This window comes from Bacillus sp. FSL K6-4563 (assembly GCF_038630405.1).
Lineage (GTDB): Bacteria > Bacillota > Bacilli > Bacillales > Bacillaceae > Bacillus > Bacillus pumilus.
Genome location: NZ_CP152030.1, coordinates 2,752,811 through 2,769,123, shown reverse-complemented (window position 1 = coordinate 2,769,123; position 16,313 = coordinate 2,752,811). Strand labels below are relative to the sequence as shown.

The 16,313-nt window shown below is 42.9% G+C and carries 14 protein-coding genes, 21 tRNA genes and 1 rRNA gene; 29 read left to right on the top strand and 7 right to left on the bottom strand.

What is annotated here, in order from left to right:
• Window positions 1–53 precede the first annotated feature (53 nt).
• From rrf to MHH54_RS13995, 22 genes are all read left to right on the top strand, one after another.
• A 5S ribosomal RNA gene (rrf, locus tag MHH54_RS14100) occupies window positions 54–169 on the top strand.
• Window positions 170–642: 473 nt separating this feature from the next.
• A tRNA-Val gene (locus MHH54_RS14095) sits at window positions 643–718 on the top strand.
• Between the two features lie 33 nt (window positions 719–751).
• Window positions 752–827, top strand: a tRNA-Thr gene (locus tag MHH54_RS14090).
• 37 nt (window positions 828–864) lie between these two features.
• Window positions 865–940 (top strand) — tRNA-Lys (locus tag MHH54_RS14085).
• A gap of 8 nt (window positions 941–948) precedes the next feature.
• Window positions 949–1,031 (top strand) — tRNA-Leu (locus MHH54_RS14080).
• Between the two features lie 30 nt (window positions 1,032–1,061).
• Window positions 1,062–1,133, top strand: a tRNA-Gly gene (locus MHH54_RS14075).
• Between the two features lie 12 nt (window positions 1,134–1,145).
• Window positions 1,146–1,231 (top strand) — tRNA-Leu (locus MHH54_RS14070).
• Window positions 1,232–1,242: 11 nt separating this feature from the next.
• Window positions 1,243–1,319 (top strand) — tRNA-Arg (locus MHH54_RS14065).
• Window positions 1,320–1,326: 7 nt separating this feature from the next.
• A tRNA-Pro gene (locus tag MHH54_RS14060) sits at window positions 1,327–1,403 on the top strand.
• An 8-nt stretch (window positions 1,404–1,411) separates the two neighbouring features.
• Window positions 1,412–1,484 (top strand) — tRNA-Ala (locus tag MHH54_RS14055).
• Window positions 1,485–1,508: 24 nt separating this feature from the next.
• A tRNA-Met gene (locus tag MHH54_RS14050) sits at window positions 1,509–1,582 on the top strand.
• 4 nt (window positions 1,583–1,586) lie between these two features.
• Window positions 1,587–1,663: transfer RNA gene (locus MHH54_RS14045), tRNA-Ile, on the top strand.
• A 7-nt stretch (window positions 1,664–1,670) separates the two neighbouring features.
• Window positions 1,671–1,763 (top strand) — tRNA-Ser (locus MHH54_RS14040).
• 23 nt (window positions 1,764–1,786) lie between these two features.
• A tRNA-Met gene (locus MHH54_RS14035) sits at window positions 1,787–1,863 on the top strand.
• A 48-nt stretch (window positions 1,864–1,911) separates the two neighbouring features.
• A tRNA-Asp gene (locus tag MHH54_RS14030) sits at window positions 1,912–1,988 on the top strand.
• An 18-nt stretch (window positions 1,989–2,006) separates the two neighbouring features.
• Window positions 2,007–2,079, top strand: a tRNA-Phe gene (locus tag MHH54_RS14025).
• 27 nt (window positions 2,080–2,106) lie between these two features.
• Window positions 2,107–2,182: transfer RNA gene (locus tag MHH54_RS14020), tRNA-His, on the top strand.
• Between the two features lie 11 nt (window positions 2,183–2,193).
• Window positions 2,194–2,267: transfer RNA gene (locus tag MHH54_RS14015), tRNA-Gly, on the top strand.
• 17 nt (window positions 2,268–2,284) lie between these two features.
• A tRNA-Ile gene (locus MHH54_RS14010) sits at window positions 2,285–2,361 on the top strand.
• Between the two features lie 6 nt (window positions 2,362–2,367).
• Window positions 2,368–2,442: transfer RNA gene (locus tag MHH54_RS14005), tRNA-Asn, on the top strand.
• A 3-nt stretch (window positions 2,443–2,445) separates the two neighbouring features.
• Window positions 2,446–2,536, top strand: a tRNA-Ser gene (locus MHH54_RS14000).
• Window positions 2,537–2,543: 7 nt separating this feature from the next.
• Window positions 2,544–2,615: transfer RNA gene (locus MHH54_RS13995), tRNA-Glu, on the top strand.
• Window positions 2,616–2,694: 79 nt separating this feature from the next.
• On the opposite strand, the gene MHH54_RS13990 is transcribed toward MHH54_RS13995, so the two are convergent.
• The 3 genes from MHH54_RS13990 to MHH54_RS13980 form a co-directional block, all read right to left on the bottom strand.
• Window positions 2,695–3,171, bottom strand: coding sequence for a tryptophan-rich sensory protein (locus MHH54_RS13990; RefSeq protein WP_034620862.1), 477 nt, complete (start codon window positions 3,169–3,171; stop codon window positions 2,695–2,697).
• A gap of 86 nt (window positions 3,172–3,257) precedes the next feature.
• Window positions 3,258–3,992, bottom strand: a complete 735-nt coding sequence (locus MHH54_RS13985) for a TraR/DksA C4-type zinc finger protein (protein WP_003217716.1) — start codon at window positions 3,990–3,992, stop codon at window positions 3,258–3,260.
• A 117-nt stretch (window positions 3,993–4,109) separates the two neighbouring features.
• Window positions 4,110–5,048 (bottom strand): 1,4-dihydroxy-2-naphthoate polyprenyltransferase, encoded by a 939-nt coding sequence (locus tag MHH54_RS13980; RefSeq protein ID WP_003217744.1) that lies wholly within the window; start codon window positions 5,046–5,048, stop codon window positions 4,110–4,112.
• Window positions 5,049–5,430: 382 nt separating this feature from the next.
• Here MHH54_RS13980 and MHH54_RS13975 point away from each other — a divergent pair, with 382 nt between their 5' ends.
• The 6 genes from MHH54_RS13975 (at window position 5,431) to menC (ending at window position 12,869) form a co-directional block, all read left to right on the top strand.
• The gene (locus tag MHH54_RS13975; RefSeq protein ID WP_003217738.1) at window positions 5,431–6,849 is read left to right on the top strand and encodes an isochorismate synthase MenF; all 1,419 of its coding nucleotides are present in this window, start codon (window positions 5,431–5,433) and stop codon (window positions 6,847–6,849) included.
• The gene (gene menD / locus MHH54_RS13970; protein ID WP_342500352.1) at window positions 6,842–8,584 is read left to right on the top strand and encodes a 2-succinyl-5-enolpyruvyl-6-hydroxy-3-cyclohexene-1-carboxylic-acid synthase; all 1,743 of its coding nucleotides are present in this window, start codon (window positions 6,842–6,844) and stop codon (window positions 8,582–8,584) included. The genes MHH54_RS13975 and menD overlap by 8 nt, the downstream gene beginning before the upstream one ends.
• Window positions 8,569–9,393 (top strand): 2-succinyl-6-hydroxy-2,4-cyclohexadiene-1-carboxylate synthase, encoded by an 825-nt coding sequence (gene menH, locus MHH54_RS13965; RefSeq protein WP_106028993.1) that lies wholly within the window; start codon window positions 8,569–8,571, stop codon window positions 9,391–9,393. Before menD ends, menH begins: the two co-directional genes overlap by 16 nt.
• 14 nt (window positions 9,394–9,407) lie before the next feature.
• Window positions 9,408–10,226 carry a 1,4-dihydroxy-2-naphthoyl-CoA synthase gene (gene menB / locus MHH54_RS13960; RefSeq protein WP_003217719.1) on the top strand — a complete coding sequence of 273 codons (819 nt, stop codon included), beginning with the start codon at window positions 9,408–9,410 and terminating at the stop codon, window positions 10,224–10,226.
• A gap of 71 nt (window positions 10,227–10,297) precedes the next feature.
• Complete coding sequence (locus tag MHH54_RS13955; protein ID WP_003217578.1) at window positions 10,298–11,758, top strand: o-succinylbenzoate--CoA ligase; 1,461 nt, start codon at window positions 10,298–10,300, stop codon at window positions 11,756–11,758.
• Window positions 11,745–12,869, top strand: coding sequence for an o-succinylbenzoate synthase (menC, locus tag MHH54_RS13950; RefSeq protein WP_003217663.1), 1,125 nt, complete (start codon window positions 11,745–11,747; stop codon window positions 12,867–12,869). Before MHH54_RS13955 ends, menC begins: the two co-directional genes overlap by 14 nt.
• Before the next feature lie 106 nt (window positions 12,870–12,975).
• Here menC and MHH54_RS13945 read toward each other — a convergent pair whose 3' ends face one another.
• The 4 genes from MHH54_RS13945 to MHH54_RS13930 all read right to left on the bottom strand — a co-directional run bounded on the left by MHH54_RS13945 (window position 12,976) and on the right by MHH54_RS13930 (window position 15,819).
• A complete protein-coding gene (locus MHH54_RS13945) occupies window positions 12,976–13,167 on the bottom strand; it encodes a hypothetical protein (RefSeq protein WP_050943488.1) in 192 nt (63 codons plus the stop codon).
• A 25-nt stretch (window positions 13,168–13,192) separates the two neighbouring features.
• Window positions 13,193–13,351 carry a DUF1540 domain-containing protein gene (locus tag MHH54_RS13940; protein WP_008360682.1) on the bottom strand — a complete coding sequence of 53 codons (159 nt, stop codon included), beginning with the start codon at window positions 13,349–13,351 and terminating at the stop codon, window positions 13,193–13,195.
• Between the two features lie 68 nt (window positions 13,352–13,419).
• Window positions 13,420–14,466: a cytochrome d ubiquinol oxidase subunit II gene (locus tag MHH54_RS13935; protein WP_170966031.1), complete on the bottom strand. Its 1,047-nt coding sequence runs from the start codon at window positions 14,464–14,466 to the stop codon at window positions 13,420–13,422.
• 21 nt (window positions 14,467–14,487) lie between these two features.
• Window positions 14,488–15,819, bottom strand: a complete 1,332-nt coding sequence (locus MHH54_RS13930; RefSeq protein ID WP_003217550.1) for a cytochrome ubiquinol oxidase subunit I — start codon at window positions 15,817–15,819, stop codon at window positions 14,488–14,490.
• Window positions 15,820–15,995: 176 nt separating this feature from the next.
• Here MHH54_RS13930 and MHH54_RS13925 point away from each other — a divergent pair, with 176 nt between their 5' ends.
• Complete coding sequence (locus tag MHH54_RS13925; protein ID WP_003217579.1) at window positions 15,996–16,238, top strand: type B 50S ribosomal protein L31; 243 nt, start codon at window positions 15,996–15,998, stop codon at window positions 16,236–16,238.
• The last annotated feature ends 75 nt before the right edge of the window (window positions 16,239–16,313 follow it).

Genomic DNA, 16,313 nt, shown 5'->3' with positions numbered 1-16,313 from the left:
TGTGAAGTTTGAACATTGTTATCTAGTTTTGAGAGAACATTCTCTCCATCAGGTTTGGTGGCGATAGCGAAGAGGTCACACCCGTTCCCATACCGAACACGGAAGTTAAGCTCTTCAGCGCCGATGGTAGTTGGGGGTCTCCCCCTGTGAGAGTAGGACGCCGCCAAGCTTGTATAAGGATCAGTTCCATACGGAACTGGTCTTTTTTGTGCTTCTTGAGAAAATATGCTGCTGATTGCACTTGTTTGATGAACGTTTCGACACTCTAACTCATTTACAAGCATGTGAAACACATTAAAACAAAAGAGATCGAGCGTTTCAGTTAAACCAGTAGAGAGTTAGATTAATAAATGATAGAAGAGCTCTATATCGTTATTAGTAGATAATTCCATTTCGGACATACTGTATCTAATGTGAGATGTTCATATTTATAAAGGAATTGCCCGTTTTTAAAGAGAATATAGAGTGGAGAAGTTTAAGTGATGAACGTTAGATCACGCTGTTTGAATAGAGGAAATAAAGGTCATTTGTTAAAAGAAATACGTAATGAAAATTGAAATAAAATTTTTTTAATATAGCCTTTACAAATGATGAAAACCTGTATATAATAATCTTTGTCGGATCGAGAGATTCCTACATAGTGGAGGATTAGCTCAGCTGGGAGAGCATCTGCCTTACAAGCAGAGGGTCGGCGGTTCGAGCCCGTCATCCTCCACCATATTTATTCTTACATAATGTTAGGATAGATAAAGCCGGTGTAGCTCAACTGGTAGAGCAACTGACTTGTAATCAGTAGGTTGGGGGTTCAAGTCCTCTTGCCGGCACCAGTTTCATATGGTAAGATAGACAAGTCGCTTTTAAAGCGAGCCATTAGCTCAGTTGGTAGAGCATCTGACTTTTAATCAGAGGGTCGAAGGTTCGAGTCCTTCATGGCTCACCATGTTTCATGCGGGTGTGGCGGAATTGGCAGACGCGCTAGACTTAGGATCTAGTGTCTTTATGACGTGGGGGTTCAAGTCCCTTCACCCGCATTGCCAAATAAAATAAAGAAATCCTGTAATGCGGAAGTAGTTCAGTGGTAGAACACCACCTTGCCAAGGTGGGGGTCGCGGGTTCGAATCCCGTCTTCCGCTTATACCATCCACGCCGGGGTGGTGGAATTGGCAGACACACAGGACTTAAAATCCTGCGGTAGGTGACTACCGTGCCGGTTCAAGTCCGGCCCTCGGCATTATAAAATAAGCGCCCGTAGCTCAATTGGATAGAGCGTTTGACTACGGATCAAAAGGTTAGGGGTTCGACTCCTCTCGGGCGCGCCATTAAGATCGGGAAGTAGCTCAGCTTGGTAGAGCACTTGGTTTGGGACCAAGGGGTCGCAGGTTCGAATCCTGTCTTCCCGACCATCTTTTATGGGGCCTTAGCTCAGCTGGGAGAGCGCCTGCCTTGCACGCAGGAGGTCAGCGGTTCGATCCCGCTAGGCTCCACTTTTAAAAGATTATTTTGATCATGGCGGTGTAGCTCAGCTGGCTAGAGCGTACGGTTCATACCCGTGAGGTCGGGGGTTCGATCCCCTCCGCCGCTATAAAGGACCTTTAGCTCAGTTGGTTAGAGCAGACGGCTCATAACCGTCCGGTCGTAGGTTCGAGTCCTACAAGGTCCACCATCTATACGGAGGAATACCCAAGTCCGGCTGAAGGGATCGGTCTTGAAAACCGACAGGGGTGTCAAAGCCCGCGGGGGTTCGAATCCCTCTTCCTCCGCCATATTTTTCAAAAACTTATATCATCGCGGGGTGGAGCAGTTCGGTAGCTCGTCGGGCTCATAACCCGAAGGTCGCAGGTTCAAATCCTGCCCCCGCAACCAAATTATTTTATACACCAATAGGGAGTGCTCAATGTGTGCAACCAAAATGGTCCGGTAGTTCAGTTGGTTAGAATGCCTGCCTGTCACGCAGGAGGTCGCGGGTTCGAGTCCCGTCCGGACCGCCATTTTTAAAATGAATACTTGGCTCGGTAGCTCAGTTGGTAGAGCAACGGACTGAAAATCCGTGTGTCGGCGGTTCGATTCCGTCCCGAGCCACTTTTATAAAAAAATATTGATAGTATGGCGGTTGTGGCGAAGTGGTTAACGCACCAGATTGTGGCTCTGGCACTCGTGGGTTCGATTCCCATCAATCGCCCCATACATATATTTGCGGGTGTAGTTTAGTGGTAAAACCTCAGCCTTCCAAGCTGATGTCGTGGGTTCGATTCCCATCACCCGCTCCATTTGTATATCCATTCATGGGCCTGTAGCTCAGCTGGTTAGAGCGCACGCCTGATAAGCGTGAGGTCGGTGGTTCGAGTCCACTCAGGCCCACCATGATATTCCGCAGTAGCTCAGTGGTAGAGCTATCGGCTGTTAACCGATCGGTCGTAGGTTCGAGTCCTACCTGCGGAGCCAAATGGAGAAGTACTCAAGTGGCTGAAGAGGCGCCCCTGCTAAGGGTGTAGGTCGCGCGAGCGGCGCGAGGGTTCAAATCCCTCCTTCTCCGCCATTTATCTGGCCCGTTGGTCAAGCGGTTAAGACACCGCCCTTTCACGGCGGTAACACGGGTTCGAATCCCGTACGGGTCATGTTTAGAAAGAGGTCTTGTCAAAGATCTCTTTTTTATTTTCTTCAAAAAAGAAAGACCGCCATTATAGCGGTCTTTTTTTACATGTTCATGGAATAGATCGTATAAGACAAGTATGTTGCAAAGAAGCCCCATAAGACATAAGGAATTAGTAAAATTGGAACGACTTTGCTTAGTTTACGCGAGACGATAACAAGAGCAAGTGCTGTCAGCGCTACAAGCAGGCAGTCGATCGTAGCTGCGAATAAATCTTTTTGTGTAAATTGAAAAAAACTAAAGGCTTGATTAAATACGTAATTTAAAAGAAAAAGAATCCAAAAGGGTAAAGTGATTTTTTGAAATCCATATTTTCCATAAATGATCGCTGCGGACAACGAGATGAGAGCAAATAAGACAGCCCACACAGCGCCAATTACTCCACCACTCGGTGTCCATTCCGGTTTATTTAATGCATCATACCACTCTCTGTCAATCGGAAACAAGAATCCGGCAATAGAGAATAATGCGTATGTAATAAAGAAGACAACCACTGCCCAAATGATACTTTTTCTCGCCATTAAGAATCTCCTCCAATCAAATTCACTCTTAAAGTGATTTCCCAATCATTACATGATATAAACATGAAGCCCCCATTATGAGGGGACTAATGATTTTCTTCTGTATAAGGTTCTTCTTCGTACGGCTTCAAGTCACCAAATACGGTCATGACGCCTTCTTCGTCCAATGCCTCTTCATAGGCTTCGTGGGCTTTATTTGGATATACTTTGCTTGCTTTGCCCTCAATATCAGCAGCTGCGAATCCTTCATAGTCTTCGACATAATCTTCATCTTCTGATTGTGTATACACATCATCGTATGTCAATGGAGGAAATTCCATATCGGACGGAGTATCAGAGTTTCCGTAGCGTTCTACGTCTTGATATGCATCCTCTCCATCATAGGCTGCACTTTCTTCATTTTCGAATTGCCCTGATGGCGGACTTAATAAATCCTCTTCAATCGGACGGTTTTGTGAAACGGTTTGTTCTTTTGAATGCTCTGTGCATGTGACGGCACTAGGTAAGGCCTCTAAGCGTTCCTTTGGGATAGGGGATTTACAGACCTTGCATAGCCCATAAGAGCCGTCTGTGATGGCTTGAAGTGCTTCATTAACGTCTAACAGATGTTCATGTTCCAAACTGTTTAACGCAATATCTTTCCCGCGTTCGAACAGCTCTGTCCCTTGATCACCTGGGTGATTATCATAGGCTGACAGGTCTCCGACCGAATCATAAGGAAATGATACTTTTTGTTCATCGTCATGGCTTTTGGCTTCGAGTTCGTGCTTTTCATCGAGAAGTCGCTGCTTCAAATGATGTAATTCGTCTTTAGACAACAAAGCGATCATCCTTTCATATCAAACATAATATTAGTATGAGCAATTTTGTCTGTAAGACTAGTTCCAAATTGAAGCAATTCCTCATGAAAAAACGCCTGCGGCTGCAGGCGTTCTTTGTTACGCGATATAGTATTGTAAGATCAAAGCGATTGTCAGCAGGAAACCGAAAAATGTATTGGTTTGAGCTGTAGATTTCATGGCATTCATTAATTCAATTGGTTTTTCTTTTTGCTTAAATTCTTTGATAGCTGTATATGCTTTTGGGACACTGAGTAAAACAAGAAGACTCCAAAGGCCGACAATATCTGTGAAGATATAAACAAAAATAAGTACATAAGAGATCAAAAACATGGAAAGTAAAATGTTCACAGCAGCCTTTCGCCCAGCAAGAATAGCAAGTGTTTTTCGTCCATTTTCTTTATCGCCGTCTAAATCGCGGATATTGTTCGATAGTAAGATGGCACCAACTAAAATAGAAATTGGTAATGAGACGAGAACAGCTTTAGACGTCAGTGTGCCTGTTTGAATATAGAAACTGATCAGGATGATTCCTAGTCCCATAAAAGCACCTGACACAACTTCTCCAAACGGTGTATATGCAATAGGAACAGGACCGCCTGTATAGAAATAGCCTGCTGCCATACATATGAGTCCTATCAGTGCAATCCACCAGCTAGACATCATGCAAATGTACACCCCTAGTAGTAAAGAAAGCGCAAATAGTGCATAAGCAAGGCTGAGAACGGTTTTAGGTTTCACACCATTTCTGACAATGGCGCCGCCGATGCCGACAGATTTCTCGTTGTCCAATCCGCGAACATAATCAAAGTACTCATTAAACATGTTCGTTGCGATTTGGATAAACATAGATGCAAACAGCATAGCTAAAAATAGCCCAACATGTATTTGACCACTTGGAAGTGCGAGAACAGTTCCTAAAGTAACGGGAATAAATGCTGCTGTTAATGTATGCGGTCGTAGTAAATTCCACCAAATCCGCCAGTTCTTATCAGGCTTAATCGGTGAAAGCTGATCTGATATCGATTGATGCTGCATAAAATATACTCCTTTAAATAAAAAAATACGTACACGTCCAAATTCCAGTTTAGCAAAGTTCAAAAAGGTGTCAATATATTGATGCGATGAAACCTGAAAAAGATGTTTGCTAATCGTTGCCATATCGAGAGAAAGCTTGATCTTAGAACAAGACTTTCCATTTTTCTTATAGATGCTCTCGTTTCAAGAAGCAGGAGCGAAAAAATCTAGAAAGCGTGATATAATAAGGATTCTAGGTTTAAAAAGCTGTTTTCTTTACTAAGTTCATCTGTTAAGGTTTATAATAGAAAAGCAGGTCATTCGACATACTCGAATGTTCACGTATTTTTTCATTATGGTTTTATTTTTTTATGTTATTTCATGGATTTTGGAGGAATGTATCATGGTGACAACAGTGCAAAGTACTTTCCGGCAGGAAGCGCTTGCGACATTAGAAGAAGCGAATAACGTCAACCATGCTGTTTTGATAAGCTACTCCAGAAGAGTTGACGATCTGGATCCTCTTGCCTTTTTCCAAAGCGGCGAAGCGGATTTTTTAGGCGAGCGGTTTTTTTGGTCTGATCCAGAAAGCCAAATGATATTTTCTGGACTTGGCAGAGCGGCCGTTATTAAATCATCTGAGCAAGGCAAGGAACGATTTGATACAGTCCATCAAGAATGGGAACAGCTGAAGCAGCACATGTTCCATTTTCATGATGAGAAGGAGTTAAGGCAAGCGGCTGTTGGTCCGCTTTTATTTGGAGGATTCTCATTTGATCCGTATGAAGAGAAGGCGTGTCACTGGGAAGCTTTTGGCGAGGCTCATTTTTTTGTGCCATCGATGATGCTTACTGTCTCGAAAGAAGGCACGTTTCTGACGATCAATGAATGGAAGCAGGTGGACGGGAATGTTCATCAGCTCATTCAAGAATTAGAACAAAAAGCCTCTCATTACGAAACATTACCGCTCAGACATGGTGGACAAGCTGAACTTGTTCATATGGAAGAACGAGATGTGAAGGAATGGATGAAGGCGATCCAAGAAGCGACAGACCACATTCGTGCAAACGAATATGAAAAGGTTGTTTTAGCAAGAGAAGTCTTGCTTCACTATAAAAATCAAATTGAACTCGCTCCACTGTTATCAGAATTATTAAAGCATCAAACAACGAGTTATGTATTTGCGGTTGAACAGGGGAAACAAGCATTTGTCGGAGCTACGCCGGAACGCTTAGTGAAAAAAAGCGGCGGAGAGGTCTTTTCATCTTGTTTAGCAGGTTCGATTGTTCGTGGAAAAGATGAAGCGGAAGATCGAGCATTAGGCGAGGAACTGCTGCATGATGAGAAGAATTTGATTGAACATCAAATTGTTGTCAATATGATTGAGCAAGCATTTGAGGCTAATTGCCTTCGCGTGCATAAACCAAATCAACCTAGTCTTTATAAAACAAAAAACATTCAGCATTTGTTTACACCGATTGTAGGAGAAATTAAAAGCAGCTGTTCTCTCTTTTCATTAATTGAACAGCTCCATCCGACGCCAGCATTAGGCGGATATCCGAAGGAAAAGGCGGTTGAGGTCATTCGTGAAATCGAACCGTTGAAACGTGGCTGGTACGCAGCGCCGGTAGGGTGGATTGACTCTCAGGATAATGGAGAATTTGCTGTTGCCATTCGGTCAGGTCTTATTGAGGAAGACCATGTTCGTTTGTTCGCTGGCTGCGGCATTGTAGAGGATTCCCTTGCAAAGCAGGAGTACGAGGAAACGCAAGTGAAATTAAGACCAATGCTATCTGCCCTTGGAGGTCGTCCTATTGAATAATCAAATCATGACAACATATATTGGCAGATTGATGGATGAATTTGTCCAAGGTGGCGTACAAGAGGCAGTTGTCTGTCCAGGTTCTCGTTCGACCCCGCTTGCAATGCTGGCTCTAGCCCACCAAGACATCAATGTCCATGTATTAGTGGATGAACGGTCTGCTGCTTTTTATGCGCTTGGTCTTGCAAAAGCAAGTCAAACACCAGTGCTGCTTATTTGTACGTCAGGTACAGCAGCAGCTAACTTTTACCCAGCCATTGTAGAGGCACATTATTCCCGTGTCCCACTTATTGTTTTAACTGCTGATCGGCCGCACGAATTGAGGGAAGTTGGAGCACCTCAAGCGATTGATCAGCAATTCTTATTCGGTAAGTTTGTTAAATGGTTCACAGACTTAGCATTGCCAGAAGAAAGTCAGAAGATGTTACGCTATGTTCAGACGGCTGCGGCAAGAGCAAATCATATGTCGATGCAAGAGCCGAAGGGACCTGTACAAATCAATGTCCCTCTGAGAGAACCATTGCTTCCTGATTTGTCTATTGATCCTTTCGAGCGAGAAGAAACAGACCGGAAAAAAGTATTAGCTACAGGACAGGCTTTCCCAAATGATGATGCGATATATGAAATTGTGACGGTTATGAACCGTTCCAAAAAGGGACTGATTGTGTGTGGCGAGCTTCATACGGAGGAAGAGAAAGAGGCAGTATTACGTCTTTCAAAAGCCTTGCATATGCCGATTTTAGCGGACCCGCTTTCTCATTTGCGAAATGGTCATGAGCAAGCAGATCTTATTATTGATGCGTATGATTCTTTATTGAAAGATGAAGCATTGCAGCAGCACCTATTGCCGGATATGGTCATTCGTTTTGGACCGATGCCTGTGTCTAAGCCTTTATTCAAGTGGCTGGAAAAACATGCGGAAGTGAATCAGATTGTTGTTGATGCTGCCGGAGGTTTTCGAGATCCTGGGCTGAGTGCTTCATATGTCATTGAAAGTGATGTGGCAGCTTTTGTAGATGAAGTAGTCAATAGATCGGATCAACGTGAGGATACAAGTTTTCTAAAGCGCTGGCAGGATGCAAATTCATCATTCAGAACGCATGCTTCCCATTATTCTGATGAGGATCTGTCATTTGAGGGGAATGTGTACCGTCAGCTTCAGCATCTTTTGCCGAAGGAGAGTGTCCTTTTTATCGGGAATAGTATGCCGATTCGTGATGTGGATACATTTTTTGAAGCGCAATCGAAGCCTTTTCGAATGATGGCGAATCGAGGAGCAAATGGTATAGATGGTGTTGTGTCTACAGCACTTGGCACGTATGCAGCTTTGAAACAGCCGGTCACCTTAGTGATTGGAGATTTATCATTTTACCATGATATGAATGGTCTCCTTGCAGCGAAGTTAATGGACATTCCACTGACGGTTGTGTTGTTAAACAATGACGGAGGAGGCATCTTTTCTTTCCTTCCGCAGGCGTCTGAGGAACCGTATTATGAAAAACTCTTTGGTACACCGACTGGACTGAATTTTGAGTATGCTTCGAAGTTGTATGGGGGAACCTATGCGAAACCGTCAACGAAACAAGAATTACATGATGTCTACAAGGCGTATATAGAAGAGCCTGGACTTCATTTAATTGAAATTGAAACAGATCGGCATTCTCGTGTAAGCAAGCATCGTCAAATGATGGATGACATATTGGAAGAAGTGAAAAAAGAATGTCTTCTTTCATAATACGGATGCGTGATGGTGTGGCGTACGAGGTGGTGGATCAGAATCCATCAGGTGAGAATGCCACGCTATGCTTACACGGCTTCACTGGAAGCGCGGCTTCTTGGACATTCTTGAATGCTTATATGGGAAATACAAGATTGATTCAAGTTAGCCTGCTTGGACATGGCCGCACGGACTCACCAGAAAGTATAAGAAGATATGCGATGTCGCATCAGCTAGCAGATCTTGCAGAGATTTTAAACCAATTAAAGCTTCACAAAGTGAATATTCTCGGATATTCTATGGGAGGACGTATTGCTTTATCATTTGCCTCTCGTTATTCAGAGCGAGTCAACAAGTTGATTCTAGAGAGTACCTCTCCAGGGCTTCGCACGTTTAAAGAGCGGATGGCAAGACTCAAACATGATCATCAGCTGGCTCAGAAAATGAGACATGAAGGTTTAGTGAAGTTTGTGGATTTTTGGGAGAGTATTCCACTGTTTGCTTCTCAGAAAACTTTATCAGCTGACACGCAGGCTCAACTACGAGAGGAAAGGCTAAAAGCCAATCCACTTGGACTGGCTCGCAGCTTAGAAGGCATAGGAACAGGTTCGCAGCCCTCTGTTTGGAAGGGGTTAAAGCATATGAATTTACCTGTTTTGTTGATGTGCGGAGCGCTTGATGAAAAGTTCTGCAAGATCGCCACACGTATGCAGCAGGAGCTTGAAGGCAGTCAATTCATATTGGCTGAGCAGGCTGGGCATACAGTTCATGTGGAACAACCACATTTTTTTGGTAAAATAGTAAGTGAGTTTATTACGCAAGATTAGAGGAGGAACTATTGATGGCTATTGAATGGCAAACTGAGCGTCAATATGACGAAATTTTATATGAAACATGCAATGGGATTGCAAAGATCACGATTAATCGTCCACATGTACATAACGCGTTTACACCAAAGACTGTGAGTGAATTGATTGATGCATTTTCACGTGCTCGTGATAATTCGAATGTTGGTGTGATCGTACTTGCAGGTGCTGGCGGCAAAGCATTCTGTTCTGGTGGAGATCAAAAAGTACGCGGTCATGGCGGTTATGTAGGAGACGATCAAATTCCGCGTCTAAATGTACTCGACTTACAGCGTTTAATTCGTGTGATTCCAAAACCTGTTGTTGCGATGGTTGCTGGTTATGCAATCGGCGGCGGGCACGTTCTTCATATTGTATGTGACCTGACAATTGCAGCAGATAATGCGATTTTTGGACAAACTGGTCCAAAAGTAGGCAGCTTTGATGCTGGTTATGGCTCAGGCTACCTTGCACGTATTGTTGGTCATAAGAAAGCGAGAGAAATCTGGTACTTATGCCGTCAATACAATGCACAAGAAGCGCTTGATATGGGACTTGTTAATACTGTTGTACCATTAGAGCAGCTTGAAGAGGAAACAGTGAAGTGGTGCGAGGAGATGCTAGAAAAGAGCCCGACTGCTTTACGATTCTTGAAGGCTGCATTTAATGCAGATACGGATGGATTAGCTGGAATTCAACAATTTGCAGGAGATGCGACACTTCTTTATTACACAACAGATGAAGCAAAAGAAGGACGCGATTCCTTTAAGGAAAAACGCAAGCCGGACTTCGGTCAGTTCCCGCGTTTCCCTTGATTCAATCATAGCGATGAAAAACAGCTTAGTGCATCAGACTAAGCTGTTTTCTTTTACAAAAAGGAGGTGTCATGATGAAGCAACCGAATTGGCTGCTGCACCGTGCTTATTTAACACCAGAAAGAGTCGCACTCATTTATCAGGATAAACAGTGGACATTTCGCGATTTAGCTGATGAAGTCAATGAGCTTTCAAATAGACTTGCACAAGCATCATTAAAAAAAGGGGAAACGGTCGGGCTTTTGATGAACAACCAGCCTCAAATGGTGATGCTTGTTCATGCTTGTTTTTCATTAGGATTCAAAATCGTGCTATTGAACAATAAGTTAACAAAAGCTGAAAGGCGCTATCAACTTGAAGATGCAAAAGCAGCCGCTTTATTTACTGAACCTGTTTATGCAAGTGATCATAAGGGTGATCTACCCGTTTATATAATGGAGACTTTACCAGAAGCAGGTCACGACAATGGAAAGAAAATCGAAAGCGAATTTGATTTGAATGAAACAGCAACGATCATGTATACGTCTGGCACAACAGGACAACCAAAAGGGGTCGAGCAAACGTTTGGTAATCATTTTTATAGTGCTGTTTCCTCTGCACTCAATATGGGCCTCAGAGAGGATGACCGCTGGCTTATTGCACTGCCTCTTTTTCATATTAGCGGGTTATCCGCTTTATTTAAGTCTGTGATTTATGGGATGACTGTCGTACTTCATCAAAAGTTTGATGTCGATGAAGTAAAGGGTTCGATTGAACAGCATCGTGTGACGATGATATCTGTTGTTCAAACGATGTTATCCCGTTTATTAAGCAGGCTGGAAGAATGTCCGTCTTCTTTGCGCTGTCTGTTATTAGGCGGAGGACCTGCGCCTTTTGCGATGCTTCAAGAAAGCAAAGAGAAAGGCTTCCCTGTGTTTCAATCGTACGGCATGACAGAAACCTGTTCACAAATTGTGACCCTTGCGCCTGAATTTAGTGTAGAGAAGCTTGGATCAGCGGGAAAACCCCTTTTTGGATGTGAGCTGAAAATTCAAGATGGTACGCGCATTTGTCGTCCTTTTGAGCATGGCGAAATTATGGTGAAAGGGGCAAATGTCATGAAAGGGTACCTTTACCGCGAAGAGGCGACCGCGGCTGCTTTTGATCAAGGCTGGCTGAAAACGGGTGATATCGGCTATGTGGATGAGGAAGGATTTTTATTTGTGCTTGACCGCCGTTCAGATTTAATTATTTCTGGCGGTGAGAATATTTATCCTGCTGAAATTGAAGCGATCCTGTTAACACATCCGCATGTAAAGGAAGCCGGAGTGACGGGTATGTATGATGATAGATGGGGAGAGGTACCAGCTGCCTTTCTTGTCACAGACCATAAAATACCGGAGAACGAGCTCTATGCTTTATGTGAGTCGCATCTAGCAAAATATAAATGGCCTGCCGCTTTTCACTTTGTGGACGAGCTGCCAAGAAATGCGTCAAATAAATTGCAGAGGCACAGACTCAAGTCAAAGGGGTTTTTAGATGATTCAAATTGAACGAGTAATTTTATATCATGTCACGATGAAGCTCAAGCAGCCATTTACCACAAGTCTTGGGACCATCTCAGAGCGTGAGTTTATTATTGTCGAGGTAAAAGATCAAACGGGATTGACTGGATGGGGAGAGGTGTCAGCCTTTTCTTCTCCGTGGTATACAGAAGAAACCATTGAGACTTGTTACCATATGCTGAGAGCCTTTTTTATACCAAATGTGCTGACACGCACCTTTACACACCCTTCAGAAATACCAGACAGCCTGTACCAATTTAAAGGCAATAGGATGGCGAAAGCGGGAATTGAAGCGGCTGTTTGGGATATTTATGCGAAGCGTGAGAATAAGTCGTTACGAGATGTATTAGGCGGCACCAAGGATAGAATACCTTCTGGTGTTGTGGCGGGGTTAGGACCCATTGATGACATGCTGAAGCAAATACAGCAATTTGTGGACCAAGGTTATCAGCGGGTGAAGGTGAAAATTAAGCCGGGGCAGGATATCGGACTCCTTAAAAAAATTAGAGAGTCTTTCCCTCACCTTCCACTAATGGCGGATGCAAACTCTGCTTATGAATTAAAGGATATTAGCAAGCTCAAACAGCTCGATGACATTCGTTTATTAATGATTGAACAGCCATTAGCTGCAGATGATATCGTCGATCATCGCCATTTGCAAAAGCACTTAAAAACACCGATATGTTTGGATGAAAGTATTTGTTCCTTAGATGATGCTAGAAAAGCTGTAGAGCTTGGCAGCTGTCAAATTATTAATGTGAAGCCTTCACGAGTTGGAGGGCTGACAGAAGCCCTCAAAATCCATACATTCAGTAAGGAGCATCAAATTCCGTTATGGTGCGGAGGAATGATTGAAACAGGCATTTCCCGCGCGCAGAACGTGGCACTTGCTTCGCTTCCGCAATTTACAATTCCAGGTGATATTTCCGCTTCGTCAAAATATTGGGAGCAAGATATCATTTTTCCTGAAATCAAGGTTGAAAATGGTTTTATTGAGGTGCCTCGTTCCCCAGGAATGGGCGTAGAAGTGGATTATCAAGCGCTTCGTTCCTTTTCAGATAAAATTGACGTCTTTACAAAACATGATTTTGTGATGTGAAAATAAGGTATTCACCTTTTGCACATCCAATAAAATCTATATATAGTGAGAGAAAGTTTTTCCTTCCTGTCTCAACAAAAAAGAAAGAGCGGTGATCCGCTCTTTCTTACTCTTCTACCAGTTCGCTGTCATAAGCAAGCTGTCCAATATAGTGATTCATTTCACTGGGCATGTCTGCTGCATGGCCATATTCATAATCCCAAAGGTTTAAAAAGGAGTGAGCAGCCTGATAAAATGCGGCTTCGTCCGCGTCGTGAATTTCATAAAAAAACGTTTGAAGCAGCCGATCGTGTTTCAATGCGAAGCGCCTCCTTAAATGAGACTTAAAGATCTTGTGGTTTAAACGTTTTACAATCCGTTTCTTCACTTTTTTCAGCCGTATTTCCTGTGTGGCTGACGACATAGATTGCATCTGCCCCACAGCGGTTTCCAGCATTCCAATAGGAACAGTTATTGACTTCACAAAGGATTTTTTGACTCATACAGATGACCTCCTTTTGAGTATGTCTTTCTTCTATAATGTAACCGAAATGAACCTCATCCATTCACGTTAATCTTCCTGGCGAATATAGCGCTTATCCTTCATAAACAATTTCCAGAAGAAATAGAACCCAGGGAATAAGATGATAAAACCTACAATATACGTGATAAATAATGCTCTAAATGTCACAGGGTCTGTAAATCCAGACATGATTGTAATATCCGGATAGGCCATATAAGGCAAATGGGCACGTCCGTACACATAGCTTGCTAAAAAATATTGAATGGTAATCGCAATGACAGCTAAACGAGGCCGGCCTTTTCTATGCTTAAACCGACTATTTGGTAAAAATAGAGCCAGCCCTGCTAGCAAAAACATCAGGAGTGATACAAGAAGAATAGGGATGTTCTGCATCATTTTTGTGAACAGCCAATTTGCCTCGCTTCTTAATGTCAGCATGATGAAAAAGGCCATCATGAGTGAAAGCGGACCCGTAATGAGCGCTCCTCTTCTATAAATGCTGTAAGCTTCATCTTCATCAGCCACATTCGAGAAATCAGCTAAAAGCAATGACGAAAGAAAAAGGGTGCTGAAAATGGCAAAGCCGACAAAAGAATAGACATTTGCACTCGTAAAGACCAGTCCAAGATCTAATGAGTAGTTGTTGTTCTCCTCAAAGATAAATCCACCATGAGTAATCGGAAGAACCATGATCAGGATCGATGGAATAATAAAGCCGCTAATCCCTGAAATGTAAGTCACTGCTTTTCTGTATTTCTTAGGAAGAGAATGAGAAAACACGAGAAACCCGCTTCGCAGTGCAAGAAGCAATAATATAATGCTGCCGGGTATTAATAAAACAGTACCAAGGACAAAGGTCGCACCTGGAAACATACTAAACAATGCGACAACAATTGCCACAATGAATACGTTAGTTACTTCCCATGTTGGAGAAAGGTACTTATTTGCGATATTAGCGGCCTTTGTTTGTTCTTTATTCATATAAATCATGGACCAAAATCCTGCGCCGAAATCCATTGATGCCATCACTGCATAGATAAAAACGAACCCCCATAAGATGGTGATTGCAATGAGTGCATCAGTTGTCACATCCATTTGCATCTTGATCGCTCCTTTTTAAGATTCTGTTAACCGTAGGTCTTCTTCAATCGAATGTTTTCTAAAGTAGTACGTCAGCACAATCACAGTTGCTATGCCTAAGATGAGATAGACAATGGCAAAAAGGATAAAGAGCGTACCGATCGAGCCTGATGATGTGACGACCTCTGAGGTTTTGAGCATTCGATAAATGACCCATGGCTGACGGCCTGTACATGCAAAAATCCAGCCGAACTCAATGGCCAAAAGACTAAGGGGCCCGCCGAATAAGTAAAGAAAAAGGAGCCACTTCGGATAATGCTCGCGTTTTAAAATTTTACGGTAAAGCAGTGCTAACACCGCAAACAAAATGAGAACTGAGCCAATAATGACCATGCCGTTAAATAACGTGTGAATAAATAAAGGCGGCCACTCGTCACGAGGGAAATCATTTAAGCCTTTGACCACAGTATCAAAGCTATTTCCTGCCAGAAAGCTAAGCGCCCAAGGGATTTCAATTGCTCCTTTAATTTCCTTTGAATCAGCATCAGTGAAACCACCTATTGCGAGCGGCGCATGTGATTGTGTTTCAAATAAACCTTCAGCACCAGCTAATTTTTCTGGCTGATATTCATACAGAAGCTGAGCAGACTCATGACCATTTATGGCCGTAAGAAATGAGAAGAGGCCGCCTACAATAAGTCCAAGAAAAAGGGCTTTTCGATGAAACGTATAGAGTTTCTCATTCTTTCTTGTTTTAAGCATTTTAAAAGCTGCCACTGATGCAATCACAAAAGCACCTGTTGTAAAAGCAGACAGCACGACATGTGTCGCAGTTACGACAAAGCTTGGATTGAAAAAGGCCTTCCAGGGCTCGATATTCGTAATTTCTCCATTGACCATTTGAAAGCCAGCAGGAGTACCTTCAAACGCATGTACGTTTGTGATCAGAATCGCTGAAGCGGCTGCGCCAATCACGACAAAAATAACGGTAATGATGCGCATAGCAGGTGATAGGCGATCCGCTGCGTACACATAAATAGACATAAATAATGCTTCTATAAAGAACGCATAAATTTCAATCTGAAATGGCAGTGACATGACCTTTCCGATGACCTCCATAAAACCTGGCCATAGAAGAGCGAGCTGGGTACCAGCAATCGTGCCTGTTGGAATGGCAACGCCTAACAAGACAGCCTGTGCTTTCGTCCACCGTTTCGCCATGACAGCATAGTGTGGGTCCTTCGTTTTTTGGAAGATGAGTTCAGCTAACAAAATCATTAGAGGGATGCCAACACCAAGCGAGGCATAAATAATATGAAAGCCCATGGTTGTGCCGAACAGGCTTCTAGCTAAAACGAGATCAGTCAATTTTTTTCTCCGCCTTTCTTATCGCTTCTCTTTTTCATGATGTTATTATTCTCCACCATTTTTAGATTATTCTTCCTGACTAAGAAAGCTTGATTTTTGACAAGTTGTAAAAGAGGGAGTAGAATATAATTATAAAACGTAATAATTACGTTTTGATAACGAAAGGAGTTTTGACATTGAAAAGAGATATTCATCCAACCTCACATGAAGTTGTATTTATGGACGTAAACAGCGGTTACCGCTTTTTGAGTAAATCGACAAAGTCATCCAATGAGACAGTAGAATGGGAAGATGGGAAAACGTATCCTGTCATTAAAGTAGAAACAAGCTCTGATACGCATCCTTTTTATACAGGACGCCAAAAGTTCGGAGAAAAAGGCGGAAGAGCCGAGTTGTTTAAGAAAAAGTATCAAATGTAATATAAAAAGCACACCCTACAATGGTGTGCTTTTTTTACAGCAAAAAACCCCGAATAATCATCCGGGATTTTAACA